15 protein-coding genes and 1 riboswitch are annotated in these 15,368 nt (G+C 69.3%); of the genes, 8 read left to right on the plus strand and 7 right to left on the minus strand.

What is annotated here, in order from left to right:
* Nucleotides 1–3 precede the first annotated feature (3 nt).
* The 5 genes from KW843_RS19700 (at nucleotide 4) to KW843_RS19720 (ending at nucleotide 5,913) form a co-directional block, all read left to right on the plus strand.
* Complete coding sequence (locus KW843_RS19700; RefSeq protein WP_218296849.1) at nucleotides 4–2,307, plus strand: TonB-dependent receptor; 2,304 nt, start codon at nucleotides 4–6, stop codon at nucleotides 2,305–2,307.
* A gap of 125 nt (nucleotides 2,308–2,432) precedes the next feature.
* A complete protein-coding gene (locus tag KW843_RS19705) occupies nucleotides 2,433–2,993 on the plus strand; it encodes a YcnI family protein (protein WP_218296850.1) in 561 nt (186 codons plus the stop codon).
* A 61-nt stretch (nucleotides 2,994–3,054) separates the two neighbouring features.
* Complete coding sequence (locus KW843_RS19710; protein ID WP_218296851.1) at nucleotides 3,055–3,543, plus strand: copper chaperone PCu(A)C; 489 nt, start codon at nucleotides 3,055–3,057, stop codon at nucleotides 3,541–3,543.
* 88 nt (nucleotides 3,544–3,631) lie between these two features.
* Nucleotides 3,632–4,510: a PhaM family polyhydroxyalkanoate granule multifunctional regulatory protein gene (locus tag KW843_RS19715; RefSeq protein WP_218296852.1), complete on the plus strand. Its 879-nt coding sequence runs from the start codon at nucleotides 3,632–3,634 to the stop codon at nucleotides 4,508–4,510.
* A 74-nt stretch (nucleotides 4,511–4,584) separates the two neighbouring features.
* A complete protein-coding gene (locus KW843_RS19720) occupies nucleotides 4,585–5,913 on the plus strand; it encodes an FIST N-terminal domain-containing protein (protein ID WP_218296853.1) in 1,329 nt (442 codons plus the stop codon).
* A 52-nt stretch (nucleotides 5,914–5,965) separates the two neighbouring features.
* On the opposite strand, the gene KW843_RS19725 is transcribed toward KW843_RS19720, so the two are convergent.
* The gene (locus KW843_RS19725; protein ID WP_218296854.1) at nucleotides 5,966–7,288 is read right to left on the minus strand and encodes a hemolysin family protein; all 1,323 of its coding nucleotides are present in this window, start codon (nucleotides 7,286–7,288) and stop codon (nucleotides 5,966–5,968) included.
* Between the two features lie 175 nt (nucleotides 7,289–7,463).
* On the minus strand, nucleotides 7,464–8,639 hold the full coding sequence (locus KW843_RS19730) for a rhodanese-like domain-containing protein (RefSeq protein ID WP_255591614.1): 1,176 nt from the start codon (nucleotides 8,637–8,639) through the stop codon (nucleotides 7,464–7,466).
* Between the two features lie 220 nt (nucleotides 8,640–8,859).
* Between KW843_RS19730 and KW843_RS19735 the strand changes: the two genes are divergently transcribed.
* Nucleotides 8,860–10,071 carry a sulfite oxidase gene (locus tag KW843_RS19735; protein ID WP_218296855.1) on the plus strand — a complete coding sequence of 404 codons (1,212 nt, stop codon included), beginning with the start codon at nucleotides 8,860–8,862 and terminating at the stop codon, nucleotides 10,069–10,071.
* Nucleotides 10,072–10,211: 140 nt separating this feature from the next.
* Nucleotides 10,212–10,517, plus strand: coding sequence for a cytochrome c (locus tag KW843_RS19740; RefSeq protein WP_304505119.1), 306 nt, complete (start codon nucleotides 10,212–10,214; stop codon nucleotides 10,515–10,517).
* Nucleotides 10,518–10,585: 68 nt separating this feature from the next.
* Here the strand turns inward: KW843_RS19740 and KW843_RS19745 are convergent, their stop codons facing one another.
* Nucleotides 10,586–11,905, minus strand: a complete 1,320-nt coding sequence (locus tag KW843_RS19745; protein WP_218296856.1) for a D-amino acid dehydrogenase — start codon at nucleotides 11,903–11,905, stop codon at nucleotides 10,586–10,588.
* Between the two features lie 95 nt (nucleotides 11,906–12,000).
* Nucleotides 12,001–12,114, minus strand: a riboswitch (glycine riboswitch).
* Between the two features lie 216 nt (nucleotides 12,115–12,330).
* Between KW843_RS19745 and KW843_RS19750 the strand changes: the two genes are divergently transcribed.
* Nucleotides 12,331–13,113: a 2-keto-4-pentenoate hydratase gene (locus tag KW843_RS19750; RefSeq protein WP_218296857.1), complete on the plus strand. Its 783-nt coding sequence runs from the start codon at nucleotides 12,331–12,333 to the stop codon at nucleotides 13,111–13,113.
* Between the two features lie 39 nt (nucleotides 13,114–13,152).
* Here KW843_RS19750 and KW843_RS19755 read toward each other — a convergent pair whose 3' ends face one another.
* From KW843_RS19755 to KW843_RS19770, 4 genes are all read right to left on the minus strand, one after another.
* Nucleotides 13,153–13,605: a YXWGXW repeat-containing protein gene (locus tag KW843_RS19755; RefSeq protein ID WP_218296997.1), complete on the minus strand. Its 453-nt coding sequence runs from the start codon at nucleotides 13,603–13,605 to the stop codon at nucleotides 13,153–13,155.
* A 165-nt stretch (nucleotides 13,606–13,770) separates the two neighbouring features.
* Entirely contained in the window at nucleotides 13,771–14,313 is a 543-nt protein-coding gene (locus KW843_RS19760) for a YXWGXW repeat-containing protein (protein ID WP_218296858.1), read from the minus strand.
* A gap of 187 nt (nucleotides 14,314–14,500) precedes the next feature.
* Nucleotides 14,501–14,881 (minus strand): hypothetical protein, encoded by a 381-nt coding sequence (locus KW843_RS19765; RefSeq protein ID WP_218296859.1) that lies wholly within the window; start codon nucleotides 14,879–14,881, stop codon nucleotides 14,501–14,503.
* Between the two features lie 72 nt (nucleotides 14,882–14,953).
* On the minus strand, nucleotides 14,954–15,361 hold the full coding sequence (locus tag KW843_RS19770) for a DUF6463 family protein (RefSeq protein WP_255594828.1): 408 nt from the start codon (nucleotides 15,359–15,361) through the stop codon (nucleotides 14,954–14,956).
* Nucleotides 15,362–15,368: the final 7 nt, after the last annotated feature.

Below are 15,368 nucleotides of genomic sequence, written 5' to 3' on the forward strand. Positions count from 1 at the left end.
CCCATGCGCAAAAGCCGCATGGCGCTGGCCGTGGCCGGCGCCTTTCCCCTTGCCCTGTCCTGGGCCGTGCCCGCGTGGGCCCAGACCGCTGACAGCAGCACGCCCGTCAAGGAGCTGGGCGTGGTCACCATCCGCGGCGGCCAGCCCACGTCGCTGCCCACGCAGATTCCCACCACCATCGAAGGCGTGACGCGCGAGCAGATCGAGCACTCCATCAACGCCACCGACAGCGAAGACGCGCTCAAGTACCTGCCCAGCCTGCTGGTGCGCAAGCGCTACATCGGCGACTACAACCACGCCGTGCTGTCCACCCGCGCCTCGGGCACGGGCAACCCGGCGCGGTCCATGGTGTTCGCCGACGGCATCCTGCTCTCCAACTACCTGGGCAACGGCCCCACCAACGCGCCGCGCTGGATGCTGGTCACGCCCGAGGAGATCGAGCGCGTGGACGTGCTCTACGGCCCGTTCTCCGCAGCGTACGCCGGCAACTCGGTGGGCGCGGTGGTGGACTATGTGACGCGCATGCCGACAAAGTTCGAGGCGCATGCGCAGGTGAGCTACCAGCACCAGCCGTTCGATCTGTACGGCACCAGCGCCACCTACGCGGGCAAGCAGGTCAGCGCCTCGGTGGGCAACAAGAATGGCGACTGGTCGTGGTTCCTCAACTTCAACAAGACCGACAGCGAGGGCCAGCCGCTCACCTTCCCCACGCGCCTCGTGTCTGCAGGCGCCGTGGGCCATGCAGGCACGCCGGTGACGGGTGCCGTGCTGGGCGACAACCGCGGCAACCAGCCCTGGTACCTGCTGGGCACGGCCACGCAGTACCACACGCAGCAAGACCACATCAAGGCCAAGATCGCCTACGACGTCTCGCCCACCGTGCGCGCGGCCTACACCCTGGGCTGGTGGCACAACGAATCCGAAGGGCGCCCCGCCAGCTACCTGCGCGACGCCAACGGCAATGCGGTGTACGGCGGCACGGTCAACATCAACGGCCGCTCGTACACGCTGGCGCCCACCGACTTCAATGTGTCCAACGAGAACCTCACGCACTTCATGCACGGGCTCTCGGTCAAGAGCCACACGCAGGGCACGTTCGACTGGGAAGTGGCCGCCAGCCTGTACGACTACCAGACCGACACCCTGCGTGCCGCGACGGTGGCGATGCCCGCCGCGTTGCATGGCGGCGCGGGCCGCATCGTCAACGGCAAGGGCACGGGCTGGAACACGCTGGCCGCCAAAGGCACCTGGCGGCCGGAGGGCGTCCAGGGCGCGCACATCGTGGACTTCGGCCTGCAGCGCGACAGCTACCAGCTGCGCACGGTGGAGAACGCCACGGCGAACTGGATCAACGGCGCTGCGGGCGCCCGCAACCAGGCGTTCAACGGCGACACACAGCTGCTGGGCCTGTGGGCGCAAGACACCTGGAAGATCGCGCCCCAATGGAAGGCCGTCCTGGGCGCCCGCGCCGAACGCTGGAGCGCCAGCCACGGCCAGACCGGCAACGCCACCACCACGGTGAACCACCCCGGGCGCAACGAGACGTACTTCTCGCCCAAGGCCGCCGTGGCCTGGCAGGCCAGCGACCTGTGGGTGCTGAAAGCCTCCACCGGCCGCGCGGTGCGCATGCCCACCGTGGCCGAGCTGTACCAGGGGGGCATCAGCGGCAGCGGCACGCTCATCAACAACGACCCGAACCTGAAACCCGAAAAGAGCTGGACCACCGAGCTCACGGCCGAGCGCGATATGGGCAATGGGCTGCTGCGCCTGACCGCGTTCTTCGAGCGCACCAGGGACGCGCTGTATTCGCAGACCAACGTGCTCGTCACGCCCAACGTGACCAACGTGCAGAACGTGGACGCCATCCGCACCAAGGGCATCGAGCTGTCGTACCAGGCCGCCAATGTGCTCCTGCGTGGGCTCGACCTCGGGTCAAGCCTGACCTGGACGGACTCCAGGATCACCCGCAACGACAAGTTTCCCGCCAGCGTGGGCAAGTGGCAGCCGCGCATCCCCGAGTGGCGCGCGAGTGCCGTGGCCACGTACCGGCCGGACGACAAATGGTCGTACACCCTGGGCGCGCGCTACAGCGGCAGGCAGTACAGCACGCTGGACAACACCGATGTGAACGGTTTTGCCTACCAGGGCGCGAGCCGCTACTTCACCACCGACGTGCGCGTGCGCTACCAGATCACCAAGCAGGTGAGCGCCGCCGTGGGCATCGACAACCTCAACAACTACCAGTTCTGGAACTTCCACCCCTACCCGCAGCGCACCTACATGGCAGAACTAAAGATAGCCCCCTGAGCGGCTTCGCCGCATCCCCCAAGGGGGACGCCTCCAGCGGCCCGGCGAAGCCGGTTCCGCGACGGCGCTCGCCTCGGGCGCGCCAGTGTTGAATGCAATGCATCGTTGAAATGAAAGGTCTGAATATGAAATCAAATACTATGAAAAATATAGCGGCTACCGCTTTACTGTTAAGCGCTGCAGGCATTTTGGGCTCTGCATCCGCCCATGTGGTGCTCGAATACCAGGTGGCCCCGGCGGGCGCCAGCTACAAGGCGAGCTTCAAGGTCGGCCACGGCTGCGGCGCGTCGCCCACGCGGCAGATCGCGGTGGACATCCCGGCCGGCATGCGCGGCGCGCGCCCCATGCCCAAGCCGGGCTGGACGCTCGATGTGCAACGCGACAAGCTGGCCCAGCCGTACACCAGCCACGGCCGCAGCATCACCGAGGACGTGGTGCGCATCACCTGGACGGCCAAGACCCCGGAGGACATGCTGCAAAGCGCGCACTACGATGAGTTCGTGCTCGTGGCCCAGGCGCCCGAGCAGGCGGGCACCGTGTACTGGCCCGTGCGCCAGGCCTGCGCCGAAGGCCGGAACGACTGGACTGACGTGCCCAAGGCGGGCCAGAAACTTTCGGACCTGAAGTCCCCTGCGGCGGCGCTGGAGATTCTGCCCACGGGCGGCGGCGTTGCCCACCATCATTGACAGTCAGGCCCACGGGCTTGTTCCATCCAATTTTCCTTCTGATATCCGAAAGACATCCATCATGAAAAAACTGCTTCGCACCGCCGCCCTCGTTTCCACACTGGCCGCGACCCTGGCCAGCGCCCCTGCTGCGTGGGCACAGACCGCCGCCGTCAAGGTCGAGGGCGCCTGGGCGCGCGCCAGCGTGCAGGGCCAGAAGGGCACCGGCGCCTTCATGCAGTTGACCGCCCGGGACGGCGCCCGCCTGGTGCGCGCCGAGTCGCCCGCTGCGGGCGTCACCGAGGTGCACGAGATGAAAATGGAAGGCGACGTGATGAAGATGCGCGCCGTGCCCGCGCTGGACCTGCCCGCGGGCAAGACCGTGGAGCTCAAGCCCGGTGGCTACCACGTCATGCTGCTGGACCTGAAGGCCCCGCTGGCCAAGGACAGCTCGGTGCCCATCACGCTGGTGTTCCAGGACGCCAAGGGCGCGGAGAGCAAGCTGGAACTGAGCGTGCCCGTGGGCACGTCGGCGCCCGGCGGCGCCAAGGCGCATGAGCACAAACACTGAGGATTTGGCCTGCGCCACTGCCTTCGCGGCCGCAACGCATTGGAGTAAGCTGTGACCCCACCACAGACCCACCTCTTGCGGAGCGGCCATGAGCGACACATCGAATTTCGGTTTCGGCAAACTTGTTCCCGGTTTTGACTTTCTGCAGAGCCTGGCCAAGGGGGCGTCCAGCAGCATTCCGCAGTTGCCCAACCTGAGCAACTGGGTAGCGCCCACCATCAGCGTGGAAGAGCTCGAAAAGCGCATCGACGAACTCAAGGCCGTGCAGTTCTGGCTGGAGCAGAACTCGCGCGCGCTGGCCGCCACCATCCAGGCGCTGGAGGTGCAGAAGATGACCCTGGCCACGCTCAAGGGCATGAACTTCAGCATGGGTGACGTGGCCAATGCCTTCAAGCTCAAGACCGCCGACACCGTGATGAGCGGCGTGCAGAAAGCCGCCGACACGGTGAGCGGCGCGGCCGGTGCCGTCGCTGGTGCCGCCGCCCGCGTCACGGGCCGCGCGAGCCCCGCCGAAGAAGCAGAAGAAGACGAGGGCGAGGACGCCGAGCCCGCCGCCCAGCCCGCCAAGGCCAAGGCGAAGGGCAGCAAGGCGGCAGCGGCCGCCGCCGCCGCGCCCACCGTGGTGGACCCGATGCAGTGGTGGGGCGCGCTCACCGGCCAGTTCCAGCAGATCGCCGCCAACGCCATGAAGGACGCGGCCAAGCAGACCGCCATCGACACCACCAAGAACATGGCCACGGGCCTCGCCAAGGAAGCCCTCAAGACGGCCACCGGCATGGCCACCCAGTTCGCCGCCAAGGGCATGCAGACCATGCAGGGCGGCGCTAAGCGTGCCGCGGCGGCGGGCACCGCCAGGAAGACCGCCGCCACCAAGAAGCCCGCGGCCCGCAAGACCACGGCGAAACCCGCCGCCAAAAAAACCGGCAGCAGCACCCGCGGCCCGGCGGCCCGCAAGCGGGCGGGCTGACGCCAACGCGGGCGGGTGGCAACCCGTGGGGGCCCGACACCCCCGCCACCGCCCCTGGCACGGAGATCCACACCATGAAGCTTTTCCCTTCCGGCCACGCCACCCATCCCCAGTGGCGCATGGCCGCCGCGCTGGTTCTGGCGCAGTTGCGCGCCCAGATGGCGCTGCCCGAATACGCCTCGGCGCCCACGCTGGGCCTGCTCTACATCACCGACCACTACGCCAGCGAGGCCCAGGCGCTGCTCGACCACCTCAGTGGCGAACTGCCCGAGGTCACGGACTGGAGCGGCACCGTGGGCGTGGGCGTATCGGCCAACAATGCCGAGTACTTTGACGAGCCCGCGCTGTCGGTGCTGCTGCTCGATGTACCCGCCGACCAGTACCGCGTGTTCTCGGGCGTGGCACCGCTGCCCAACCACCCGCGCCACCCGGCCAGCGGCTTCGTCGCGCACACCGCGCTGGTGCATGCCGATGGCCAGACGCCCGAGCTGGCCGAACTGCTGGCGGAGATGGCGGCCCGCACCGATACGGGCTATCTCTTTGGGGGCCTGAGCGCAAGCCGCGGCGCGAGCGTGCAGTTCGCCGTGGGGGGCGATGGGAACATGGCCGGGCAGGGCGCGGCGGGCGGCGTGTTCGATGGCGGCCTGTCGGGCGTGGCGTTTGGCGCCGGCGTGGCGCTGGTGTCGCGCGTCACGCAGGGTTGCCAGCCCGTGGGGGCGCTGCGCACCATCACCGACGCGCAGGAGAACGTGGTGCTGCAGCTCGACGGCGAACCCGCGCTGGACGTGCTGCTGGAGACGCTGGACGTCACGCTCGACGGAGATCCCCAGCCCGCCCTGCGCAAGGTGCGCGCCACGCTGGCGGGCCTGGTCAGCGCGGGCGAGCAGCCCCAGGGCCAGCGCCGCACGGGCCACTTCGGCACCGACACGCGGGTGCGGCACATCGTCGGGCTGGACGGCGCCCGCCGGGGCGTGGCACTGGCCGACAAGGTCGAGGCCGGCATGCACCTGGCGTTCTGCCAGCGCAACGTGGCTGCGGCGCGCGCCGACCTCATGCGCATCTGCGCCGAGATCCGCGAGGAACTGTCGCCAGAGGAGCTGGAGCCCGTGCCGCTGGTCTCGGATGCCGCGGCGGGCGCGGCCGCCGGGCCCGCCGCGGGCGGCCAGGGCAGCCTCGCCCCGCAGGCGGGCCGGCGCATCTGCGGCGCGATCTACGTGAGCTGCTCGGGCCGTGGCGGCCCGCATTTTGGCGGCCCCAGCGCCGAACTGCAGATCGTGCGCCACGCGCTGGGCGATGTGCCGCTGGCCGGTTTTTTTGCGGGCGGCGAGATTGCCCACCACCATCTGTACGGCTACACCGGCGTGTTGACCGTGTTTGTGGACGGCGAGCCCTCACCGTCCTGATGTAGAAGAGGGGGCGGGCTGGTGCGGCAGCCCCCGCAATCGCCAACGCCGGTCAGCCCGCGCCGTTCTCGTCGGACTCGGCTTTTTCCTCGGGCGTCAGCCGCGTGGCCAGGATCTTGTCGATGGTCTTGCCGTCCATGTCCACCACTTCGAGCTTCCAGTTCTCCCACTGCACCGTGTCGGTCACCTTGGGCAGGCGGCCGGTCAGCAGCATGATCATTCCGCTGAGCGTGTGGTAGCGGCCGCGCTCCTCCTCGGGCACGGTGTCCAGGTTCAGGCGGTCCTTCAGCTCGGGCACGGGAATGTGGCCGTCCAGCAGCCAGCTGCCGTCCTCGCGCTGCAGCGCCCACGAGGTCTCGGGGTCGCGCGGCTGGAACTCGCCGGTGATGGCCTCGATCAGGTCCTGCAGCGTCACGATGCCCTGCACCTCGCCGTACTCGTCGATGACAAAAGCCATGTGCACGTCCGACAGCCGGAAGTTGTCCAGCAGCTCCATCCCCGTGATGGTTTCGGGCACGTACAGCGCGGTCTGCAGCGTCTGCTGGGTCAGGCCGTGGGCGCGGTCGCGCAGCGTGCGCGACAGCCACTGGCGCGCGTTGAGCACGCCCAGGATGTTGTCCATGCCGCCGCGCACCACGGGAAAGCGGGCATGGTCGGATTCTTCGATGCGCTGCAGGTTGTCTTCGAACGGCGCATCGATGTCCAGGCACACCACGTCGCCGCGCGGCACCATGAGCGAGCCGATCTGGCGGTCATCGAGCCGGAACACGTTGCGCACCATGGTGTGCTCGTGCGACTCGATCACGCCGGCCGTGGTGCCTTCCACCAGCATGGCGTGGATCTCTTCCTCGGTCACGGGGCTGCCGCTGGTTTCCTTCACGCCCAGGAGGCGCAGCAGCGTGCGCGTGGACGTGGACAGCAGCAGCACGAACGGCTTGGTGGCCAGCGCCAGGAAGTTGATGGGCCGCGCGACGAGCCGGGCGAAGGTCTCGGGGTACGACTGGCCGATGCGCTTGGGCACGAGCTCGCCCACGACGATGGAGAAGTACGTGATCAGCACCACCACCAGCCCCGTGGCCGCATAACCGCCATAGGGCAGCGGCACGCCCAGCGACTCCAGCCAGGACGCGAGCGGCGCGGCCAGCGCGGCCTCGCCCACGATACCGTTGAGGACGCCGATCGACGTGATGCCGATCTGGATGGTGGAGAGGAAGCGGGTGGGGTCCTCGCCCAGCTTCACGGCGGCGGCGGCGCCGCTATCGCCCTCATCGATCAGCTTCTGCAGCCGGGCTTTGCGGGCCGTGACCAGGGCGATCTCGGACATGGCAAACAGGCCGTTGAGGAGGATGAGGGCGAACAGTATTGCTATTTCCATACAAAGGGCGCCTTGCACGCCCTTGGGTGTTGATGAGTATGGGATTGTAAGGACGGGGGCGCGGCGGGTTTCCCAAGGGCCACGGCGCCTGCGCGCGCGGCACCCGATGGTGCAGGGCGCGCAGGCCGCAGGGCAGGCCTGGCGCGGGGTCCGTGGCGGCCCGTGCGCCGCGTGCTCAGCCGCCTTCGGTGGGCAGCCCGGTCGCGTCCCACTCGGGCAGCCCGCCGCGCAGCCAGTACACGGACTTGAAGCCCTTGGCCGCCGCCACCTTGGCCGCCTTGTAGGACTTCCAGCATTCGGCGCCGTTGCAGGCAAAGATCACGGGCTTGGCCTTGTCCAGGCTGGGAATCTTGTCGAGCGCCTGGAAATCGTCCTGGGCCGCGTTGAACGCCACGTCCTTGAGGCTCTTTTCCACATAGGCGGCAAACACGGCGCCCCGGATGCGCCGGGTCTTGAATTCCTTTTCGGTGCGCGTGTCCACCAGCGTCGCGCCCTGGGCCTGCAGGCTCTGCGCCTCGCGCGCGGTGATGCGGTTCACCCCGGGCAGGCTGGTGGGCGTGAAGAGGCCGAGCTCCGCAACGCGCCGGTACTCCGCGGCCTCGGGGCGCACGGCGACCGGGGGCAGGCCGGTGGCGGACGAGGCCCCGCCAAACCACTGGGCCAGCTTGCCGCGCGCATCAGCGGGCAGGTCCTTCTTCACCACGATGGAAAACCCGCCCGGCACCGGCTGCGAGGTGGCCAGCACGCGCGCGGTGCCCGGGTGCGCGGCGGACCATTCCGCCCACTCGTCCTCCCGCACCACGGTGGCGTCGGCCGTGCCCAGCGTCAGGGCCGTGAGTCCCGCCTGGGGAAACTTCTCGTACTGCACGGCCCGCAGGTCCTGGAACGACAGGCCCGCCTCGTTGAGCATGCCGCGCGCCATGTAGGTATAGAGCGAATCCTGCTGGGGCAGGTAGAGCCTGCGGCCCTTCATCGCCGGCACCGCGTCGATCTGCGGCAGGCCGACCAGCAGGTACCTGTCCGATTTCTGCGTCGCGCCCACCAGTTCATAGCCGCGCTGCAGGGCGGAAGCGGCCACCTGGGCGGGGCCGATGAAGATGTCGTGGCTGGCGCTGCGCGTGGCGCGCATCACGTCGGCCAGTTCGTCGCTGGTGGCCAGGGCCACCGTCTGGCCGGCCGCCTTGGAGAGCCCGGACTCGGCGGCCGTGCGCAGGATGGAGTGGGCCGCCTTGCGGGCCGTGGGCTCCACCGCCACCATGGCGGTGAGCTGGGCCTGCGCCACGGCACAGGCCGCGCACGCGAAAAGCAGCACCGCGAGCTTGCCGCCCATGGGTCTCCAGTCAGTGTTCATGGCGCGCGCCCTCTCTCAAAAGAAAGGGCGAATATGCCCACGCCCTCCGTATCTGCGTACGAATGTTTCCGATGTTTTGTATTTGTTACGTTTACTAACGCCATGTCGCGCGCGGTGCGCAGGGGCTGCCGCACAGAATGCGGCCTAGGCTGAAAGCCGGGGGCCTGCCCACCGCTGTCGCGAGCCTGCCTGTTCAATCATTATTTTGGAGACCGTTTCCATGAAAGATTCCATGACATTGCCGCGCCGCCACATGCTGGCCGGAAGCGCCGCTGCCTTGAGCGCGCTGGGCCTGGCCGGATGGACCGGCAGCGCCAGGGCGCAGCAGGCCGCCAGCCCCGCCAAGCCGCTGCCCGCGTACGCGGGATGGAAGTCTTCCGATGCGCTCATCGTGCACAGCAGCAGCACGCTGGAAACCCGGCGCTCGGCTTTCGGCACCAGTGTCATCACGCCCTCCAACCAGCTGTATGTGCGCAACAACCTGCCTGCGCCCGACGCGGCCATCCTGGACAACCGGGACGCCTGGACGGTGTCGGTCGAAGGCGTGAAGAACCCGCGCAGCCTCACCCTGGCCGAGCTCAAGACCCTGGGCGTGGAAACCGTGGCCACCGTGCTGCAGTGCTCGGGCAACGGGCGTGGCTTCTTCCCCAGCAAGCCCAGCGGCACGCCCTGGGCCGTGGGCGCGGCGGGGTGCGTCGTGTGGAGCGGCGTGCCGCTGCGCAATGTGGTGGCGGCGCTGGGCGGGCTCGCCGATGGCGCGGCCTACCTCACGGGCACGGGGGGTGAGAAGCTGCCCGAGGGCGTGGACCCGCTGTCCGTGCTGGTGGAGCGCTCCGTGCCCATCAAGGCCACCGAGGACGCGCTGCTGGCCTGGGAAATGAATGGCGAGCCCATCTCGCTGGCGCACGGCGGCCCGCTGCGGCTGGTGGTGCCGGGCTACCAGGGCGTGAACAACATCAAGTACGTCAAGCGCGTGGCCTTCACCGGCGCACAGTCGCAGGCGCGCATCATGTCGCACGGCTACCGCATGTCGCCCCCCGGCTCCAAGGCCAGCCCCGACCAGCCGTCGGTGTGGGAGATGGGCGTCAAGTCCTGGATCAATGGCCCCCTGCCCGAGAAGGGCCCCCTCAAGGCCGGCCAGGTGCAGGTGCATGGCGTGGCCTTTGGCGGCACGCAGGCCATCAAGGGCGTGGAGGTCTCGGTGGACGGCGGCAAGACCTGGCAGGCCGCGCGGCTCATCGGCCCCGATCTGGGCAAGTTCGCGTGGCGCCAGTTCGTGCTGCCGGTGACGCTGGCGGCGGGCACGCACGTGCTGGCCAGCCGCGCCACCGATGCCGCAGGCAATGTGCAGGCCGAGCAGCGCGAGGAAAACCTGGGCGGCTACAACAACGCGAGCTGGCGCGACCATGCGGTCACGGTGACCGCAGCGTGACCGGGCGCCCCCCTGAGACGCTGCGCGCCTTCCTCCCTGGAGGGGCGCGCGCCCCCCGGACTGGCCGTGCCAGATCCGCGGTGCCACTGGTGCTGGGGCGCATCGGTTTCCAGCATTTGCGCGTGCCTGCGCTCGCGGCCATGTCGAGCGTGCTGCTGCTGTGGACGGGTGCCGGCTGGGCGGCGGATGCCGCCGAGCTGGCGCGGGGCAAGGAGCTGTTCATCAAGATCCAGCCTGCCTGCGCCGTGTGCCACACGCTGCAGGCCGCCGGTGCCGAGGGGCAGGTGGGCCCGGTGCTGGATGAGCTCAAGCCCGACGCGAGCCGCGTGCTGCGCGCGCTCAAGGCGGGCATCGGCGTGATGCCTTCGTATGCCGAACGCATGAGCGAGAAGGACATGCAGGCCGTGGCGCAGTTCGTGGCGCACGCCACGGGCGCTGCCAGGTAGGCCGGGCGCTGGCCCGTGGTGGCAGCGCCCGCCTGCGCGGCGGTGCTGCAACCCCGCTGTGCTCCCGTTCAGGCCGTGGTGCGCGATGGCACCAGCGCCTTGCCGGGAGCGCAGCCCTGCAGACCCTGGAATGCAAAGTCCACCTCGGGCACCCGGCCGCTCACGATGTCGGCCAGGGCCTTGCCCGAGCCGCAGGCGTGGGTCCAGCCCAGCGTGCCGTGGCCCGTGTTGAGGAAGAGGTTGGCCACCTTGGTGGCGCCGATCAGCGGCACGTTGCTGGGCGTGGCGGGGCGCAGGCCGGTCCAGAACTGGGCCTGGCTGGCATCGCCCGCGCCGGGGAACAGCTGCTCCACGCGGCGCACGATGGCGTCGCAGCGCACCTGGTTCAGGTGGCGGTCGTAGCCGTTCAATTCGGCCGTGCCGGCGATGCGCAGGCGGTCGCCACCCCGTTCGCTGGTGTAGCGCGAGAACACGAGCTTGAACTCGTCGTCCGTGAGGCTCACCTGGTGCGCCTTGCCCGCATCCTTGACCGGCATGGTCACCGAATAGCCCTTGGCCGGGTAGATAGGCAGCTGGATGCCCAGCGGCTGCGCGAGCAGTGGGCTGAACGAGCCCATGGCCAGCACAAACGCATCGCCGCGCACGCGCTCGAAGCGGCCTTCGGCATTGGTCACTTCCACGTGGTCGATGCGGCCACCTGCCTCGCGCAGCGCGGTGATGTGGTGGCCCATGCGGAACTGCACGCCCGCCTCTTCACACAGCTTGGCCAGCTCGCGTGTGAACTGGTTGGCGTCGCCGGATTCGTCCTCGGCCGTGTAGGTGGCTCCGGCCAGCTGCTGGCGGATATGGGCCAGGGCAGGCTCGATGCGCACGGCCTCGTCGGCGCTGATCACCTGGCGCTCGCAGCCGAGTTGGCGCATTTGCTCGGCAGGGGCCAGGGCGCCGTCGAACTCTTTTTGGTTGGTATAGAAGTGCAGGATGCCCTGCGTGCGCTGGTCGTACTGGAGGCCGGTGGCCGCGCGCAGCTGCTGCAGCGTGTCACGGCTGTACGTGCCCAGGCGCACGATCTGCTCGATGTTGTGGCGCGTGCGCGCGGGCGTGCAGTTGCGCAGGAAGGACAGGCCCCACAGCCATTGCCGCATGTCGGCGCGCAGGCGGAACAGCAGTGGAGCATCCTCCTTGCCCAGCCACTGCAGCACCTTGAGCGGCGCGCTCGGGTTGGCCCAGGGCTCCGCGTGGCTCACCGAGATCTGGCCACCGTTGGCGAAGCTGGTCTCGGCGCCGGGCGCACCCTGGCGGTCGATGACGGTCACCTCGTGGCCGCGCTGTTGCAGGAAGTAAGCCGAAGTCACGCCGAGCAAGCCGGCGCCCAAAACGATCACGCGCATGATTTTCAAAGCCTTTCTGGGCTCTGGCGCTAGAACAACATGCGCTGGCAGCTATGAATTCAATAGCGTGCAGCTGGCGCATGAATGCCCAAGCTGCCGCTCCCCCTGTCCTTGGTACCTGAGAGATTCACCGCGCGGCCCACATGGCGCGCGGTTTGCTCCTTCGGTGCGCTTCGCGTTGCGCGAAGCGGCTCTCCAGACGGCTTTGATGAATGGTGCAGTACGGGACCTGAGCGTGTATGGGAGTTTGCGCCTTCGGTGAAGCGGGCGGGGCCGCTGACTCTCCTGCGGGGGCCATTCTAGGAGCCCGCATCGCGCAAAAACCGCTTTGTCCGCGCTAATGAGCCGCAATCGTTGCTGATGCTGCGGGCACGGGGTTGGCCATAATCCGCCGGAACCTTCGCCTTTCTCTCCAGGACGCCTTGATGCCCGATACCGCCTTTGATCCGCTGACCAGCGCGGCCGTGCTCACCATGGCCCGCCTGGGGCGCACGCCCCGTCCGCTCGACCTGCCCGCCGCATTGCGTCCCCAGAACGCTGCCCAGGCCTATGCCGTGCAGGACGCCGTGGTGCGCGAGCGCGGCGAGATCGCGGGCTGGAAGGTGGGCGCGGCGTCGCCGCAGGCGCTGCCTGCGCGGGCGGCCCTGGCGCGCGATTCGGTGTTTGCGATGGCCGGCGGGGGCGTGGTGCGCCTGTCCTGCGCGGGCTTCGCCGTGCTGGGTGTGGAGGCGGAACTGGTGTACGAACTGGGTGCCGATCTGCCTGCCCGGGCGCAGCCCTACAGCGAGGCCGAGGTGCTGTCCGCCGTGGCGTCGGTGCGGGCGGCCATCGAGGTCTGCGACACGCGCTACGCCGCCTGGGCGCAGCAAGGCGAGTGGAGCCGGCTGGCCGACCAGGCCTGCCATGGCGCACTCATCGTGGGGTCGGGAGCGGAGAGCGCGCAGTCGGTGCAGCCGATGCGGCAGCCTGTGGTGCTGTCGGTGAATGGCGCGCAGGCCGTGCGGCACGCTGGCTGGGGCAACCCGGCGGGCGATCCCTTGCGCCTGCTCGCCTGGCTGGCCAATGGCGGCGCGCACAGCCTGGGTGGGCTGCGCGCGGGACAGTGGGTGACCACCGGGTCCTGCACCGGCACCGTGATGGTGGCGCCGGGCACGGTGGTGGTGGCTGAGTTTCCCGGCCTGGGGCGCGCCGAACTTCAACTGGGCTGACCGGCGGCGCCCTGCGCGGCGCGCGCGCCGGGCGTGGGGTCAGTTGCGGCGCGGGTTGTCGGGCTGCTGGTCGCGGCGGTTCGGTACGCCGTCGCCGTCCCGGTCGCGGTCATGGCGGTCGGAGACGCCATCGCCGTCACGGTCCCAGCCGCCACGCTGAAACTCCCAGCGGCCTTCGCGTTCCACCCAGTGCGGCTGGCGATACTGGTGGCCGGCGCGGGCCTGCACCCAGTGGCCGCGCACCCATTGGTAGCGGTTGCCACGCCATTCCCAGTGGCCTTCTTCCCACACCTGGCCCCGGCGGGGGCGGGGCACGGCTTCATGGCGCGGGGGAGGGGGCGCGGGCCTCACCTGGTACTGCGTGGCGTGGTAGCTGCGCTCCGGCTGGCCCGATTGGACGATGACGGTGCCCTGCGTGGCGGCATGCGCCTGCGGGAGGGTCCACAGCGCCATCAAGGCGATGGAGGCTGCGGTGAATGTCTTGCGGGTCATGAAGGTCATGGGATTCTCCTGATGTTCCTTGCGGAAGCGGTCACTGCATGGTGGCGGCACGGGCAGCCGGGCCGCGTAGGCGCCCTGCGGGGGTGTGCGTAGGCGGCGAGGGCCAGTTCCTGGCGCGCCCGCCGCCCTCGGGGGGCGGGCGGCGCTCAGGCCCCGTCAATTGCGATAGGGGTTGTCCGGGCGGCGGTCGTGGCGGTTCGGCACGCCGTCGCCGTCGCGGTCGCGGTCGTGGCGGTTGGACACGCCGTCGCGGTCCCTGTCATGGTCGCGGTCGTAGCGGTTGGGAATGCCATCGCCATCGCGGTCGCGGTCATAGCGATTGGGGATGCCGTCGCCATCGCGGTCCCAGCCGCCGGGGCGCATTTCCCAGCGGCCCCCATGCTCCACCCAGCGGGGCTCGCGGTAGTAGTAGCCCGGGCGGGCCTTCACCCAGTGGCCCTGGATCCAGACGTGGCGGTGGCCGCGCCAGTCCCAGTACCCAGGCACCCACACCATGTCGCGGCGGGGGCGGGGCACCACTTCGTAGCGCGGTGGCGGGGGTGGGCCGTACTGCACCATCACCGGCGCGGGCGGCGCCTGGTAGTGGTGGGGCTGCCCCGACTGGATGACGACGGTGGCGCTGGTCTGTGCCTGCGCCACGGTCGCGGCGCCCAGCGACAGCAGGGCGATGGAAGCAGCGGCGAGTGCATTGCGGGCCATGATGGTCTCCTCAAAATGATTCCTTGCGGAACCGGAGACTTCATGGTGCAGATGCTGCGTCAAGACGGTGTAGGCGAATTGCGAAGTCTTGTGAAGTTGTGTTTCCCGTGACGGCAAAGGGGGGGCTTTTCGTGATTTCTTTCACGCCGGGGCGTGCAGGTGGCCGTCCGGTGCAGGCCCGCGCGTGTCAACGCCACCACACCAGGGCCGCCACCACCAGCAAGGCAAACCAGGCAGGGTGCCTGCCCTCGGTGGCATAGAACACCAGCATTCCGCTGACCAAGGTGGCCAGCCCGGCCACGTCAGCCACCCAGGCCCCCAGGTTGGCATCCCCGGGTACGGTCCCCAGGCGCCACAGCAGGGCGCTGAGGGCCCAGCCCAGCACGGTGGCCAGGTGCCAGGTGCCCCACAGGATGCGCACCTGCCGCTCGTGCAGCACGGGCTTGCCGCCGGTGGGCACCACGCCCTGCGTGCGCAGTGCGCGAAACACGAGGAATTCACCCAGCACCGAGTGCGCAACGCCCACCAGGGCGAGGCCCCCGGCTGCCAGTACCAGCGCAGTATTCATGGACAGTTTTCAAGTCAATCAGGGTGGCCGTGGAAGGTGCAGACGCGGCGCGGCGATCCGTCTTCTTCGCCTTCAGCGCCTCGGGGGCCAGCACAGGGCCAGCGCGGGCGGCAGCGCCAGCCAGAAGCCCGAGGCGGGCATGAGCACGATGCCCAGCAGCGTGAGTGCCAGCAACCCGGCACCGAGCCCGCGCATGGGGACGGGCGCCATGGCTGTGTTGCGTTCGGCCAGCAGGATGGCCCAGCCCAGCAACGCGAACAACACGCCGAACAGCACAAACCAGACCACGGCGCCCACGGCCGGGTCTTTTTGCACGCTGTTGAAAACGCCGCGCCGCACGATCTCCTGCAGCTGGGTCGGAAACACGACGGCGGCATACAGCGTGTGCAGCAGCGCCACGGCCAGCATCCACTGGCCCTTCCAGCGGCTGCGAGGCGGCATGGCCGCAGAGCGAGGGGAGGGGGAGGTCAGGGTGGTCATGTGGGCG

It is taken from the genome of Acidovorax sp. sif1233 (genome assembly GCF_019218755.1).
In the GTDB taxonomy this organism is placed as follows: Bacteria; Pseudomonadota; Gammaproteobacteria; order Burkholderiales; family Burkholderiaceae_C; genus Acidovorax.

Coding starts and splice junctions, on each gene's coding strand:
- KW843_RS19700 (WP_218296849.1), top strand. CDS start 4: ATGCGCAAAAGCCGCATGGCGCTGGCCGTGGCCGGCGCCTTTCCCCTT.
- KW843_RS19705 (WP_218296850.1), top strand. CDS start 2,433: ATGAAATCAAATACTATGAAAAATATAGCGGCTACCGCTTTACTGTTA.
- KW843_RS19710 (WP_218296851.1), top strand. CDS start 3,055: ATGAAAAAACTGCTTCGCACCGCCGCCCTCGTTTCCACACTGGCCGCG.
- KW843_RS19715 (WP_218296852.1), top strand. CDS start 3,632: ATGAGCGACACATCGAATTTCGGTTTCGGCAAACTTGTTCCCGGTTTT.
- KW843_RS19720 (WP_218296853.1), top strand. CDS start 4,585: ATGAAGCTTTTCCCTTCCGGCCACGCCACCCATCCCCAGTGGCGCATG.
- KW843_RS19725 (WP_218296854.1), bottom strand. CDS start 7,288: ATGGAAATAGCAATACTGTTCGCCCTCATCCTCCTCAACGGCCTGTTT.
- KW843_RS19730 (WP_255591614.1), bottom strand. CDS start 8,639: ATGAACACTGACTGGAGACCCATGGGCGGCAAGCTCGCGGTGCTGCTT.
- KW843_RS19735 (WP_218296855.1), top strand. CDS start 8,860: ATGAAAGATTCCATGACATTGCCGCGCCGCCACATGCTGGCCGGAAGC.
- KW843_RS19740 (WP_304505119.1), top strand. CDS start 10,212: ATGTCGAGCGTGCTGCTGCTGTGGACGGGTGCCGGCTGGGCGGCGGAT.
- KW843_RS19745 (WP_218296856.1), bottom strand. CDS start 11,905: ATGCGCGTGATCGTTTTGGGCGCCGGCTTGCTCGGCGTGACTTCGGCT.
- KW843_RS19750 (WP_218296857.1), top strand. CDS start 12,331: ATGCCCGATACCGCCTTTGATCCGCTGACCAGCGCGGCCGTGCTCACC.
- KW843_RS19755 (WP_218296997.1), bottom strand. CDS start 13,605: ATGACCCGCAAGACATTCACCGCAGCCTCCATCGCCTTGATGGCGCTG.
- KW843_RS19760 (WP_218296858.1), bottom strand. CDS start 14,313: ATGGCCCGCAATGCACTCGCCGCTGCTTCCATCGCCCTGCTGTCGCTG.
- KW843_RS19765 (WP_218296859.1), bottom strand. CDS start 14,881: ATGAATACTGCGCTGGTACTGGCAGCCGGGGGCCTCGCCCTGGTGGGC.
- KW843_RS19770 (WP_255594828.1), bottom strand. CDS start 15,361: ATGACCACCCTGACCTCCCCCTCCCCTCGCTCTGCGGCCATGCCGCCT.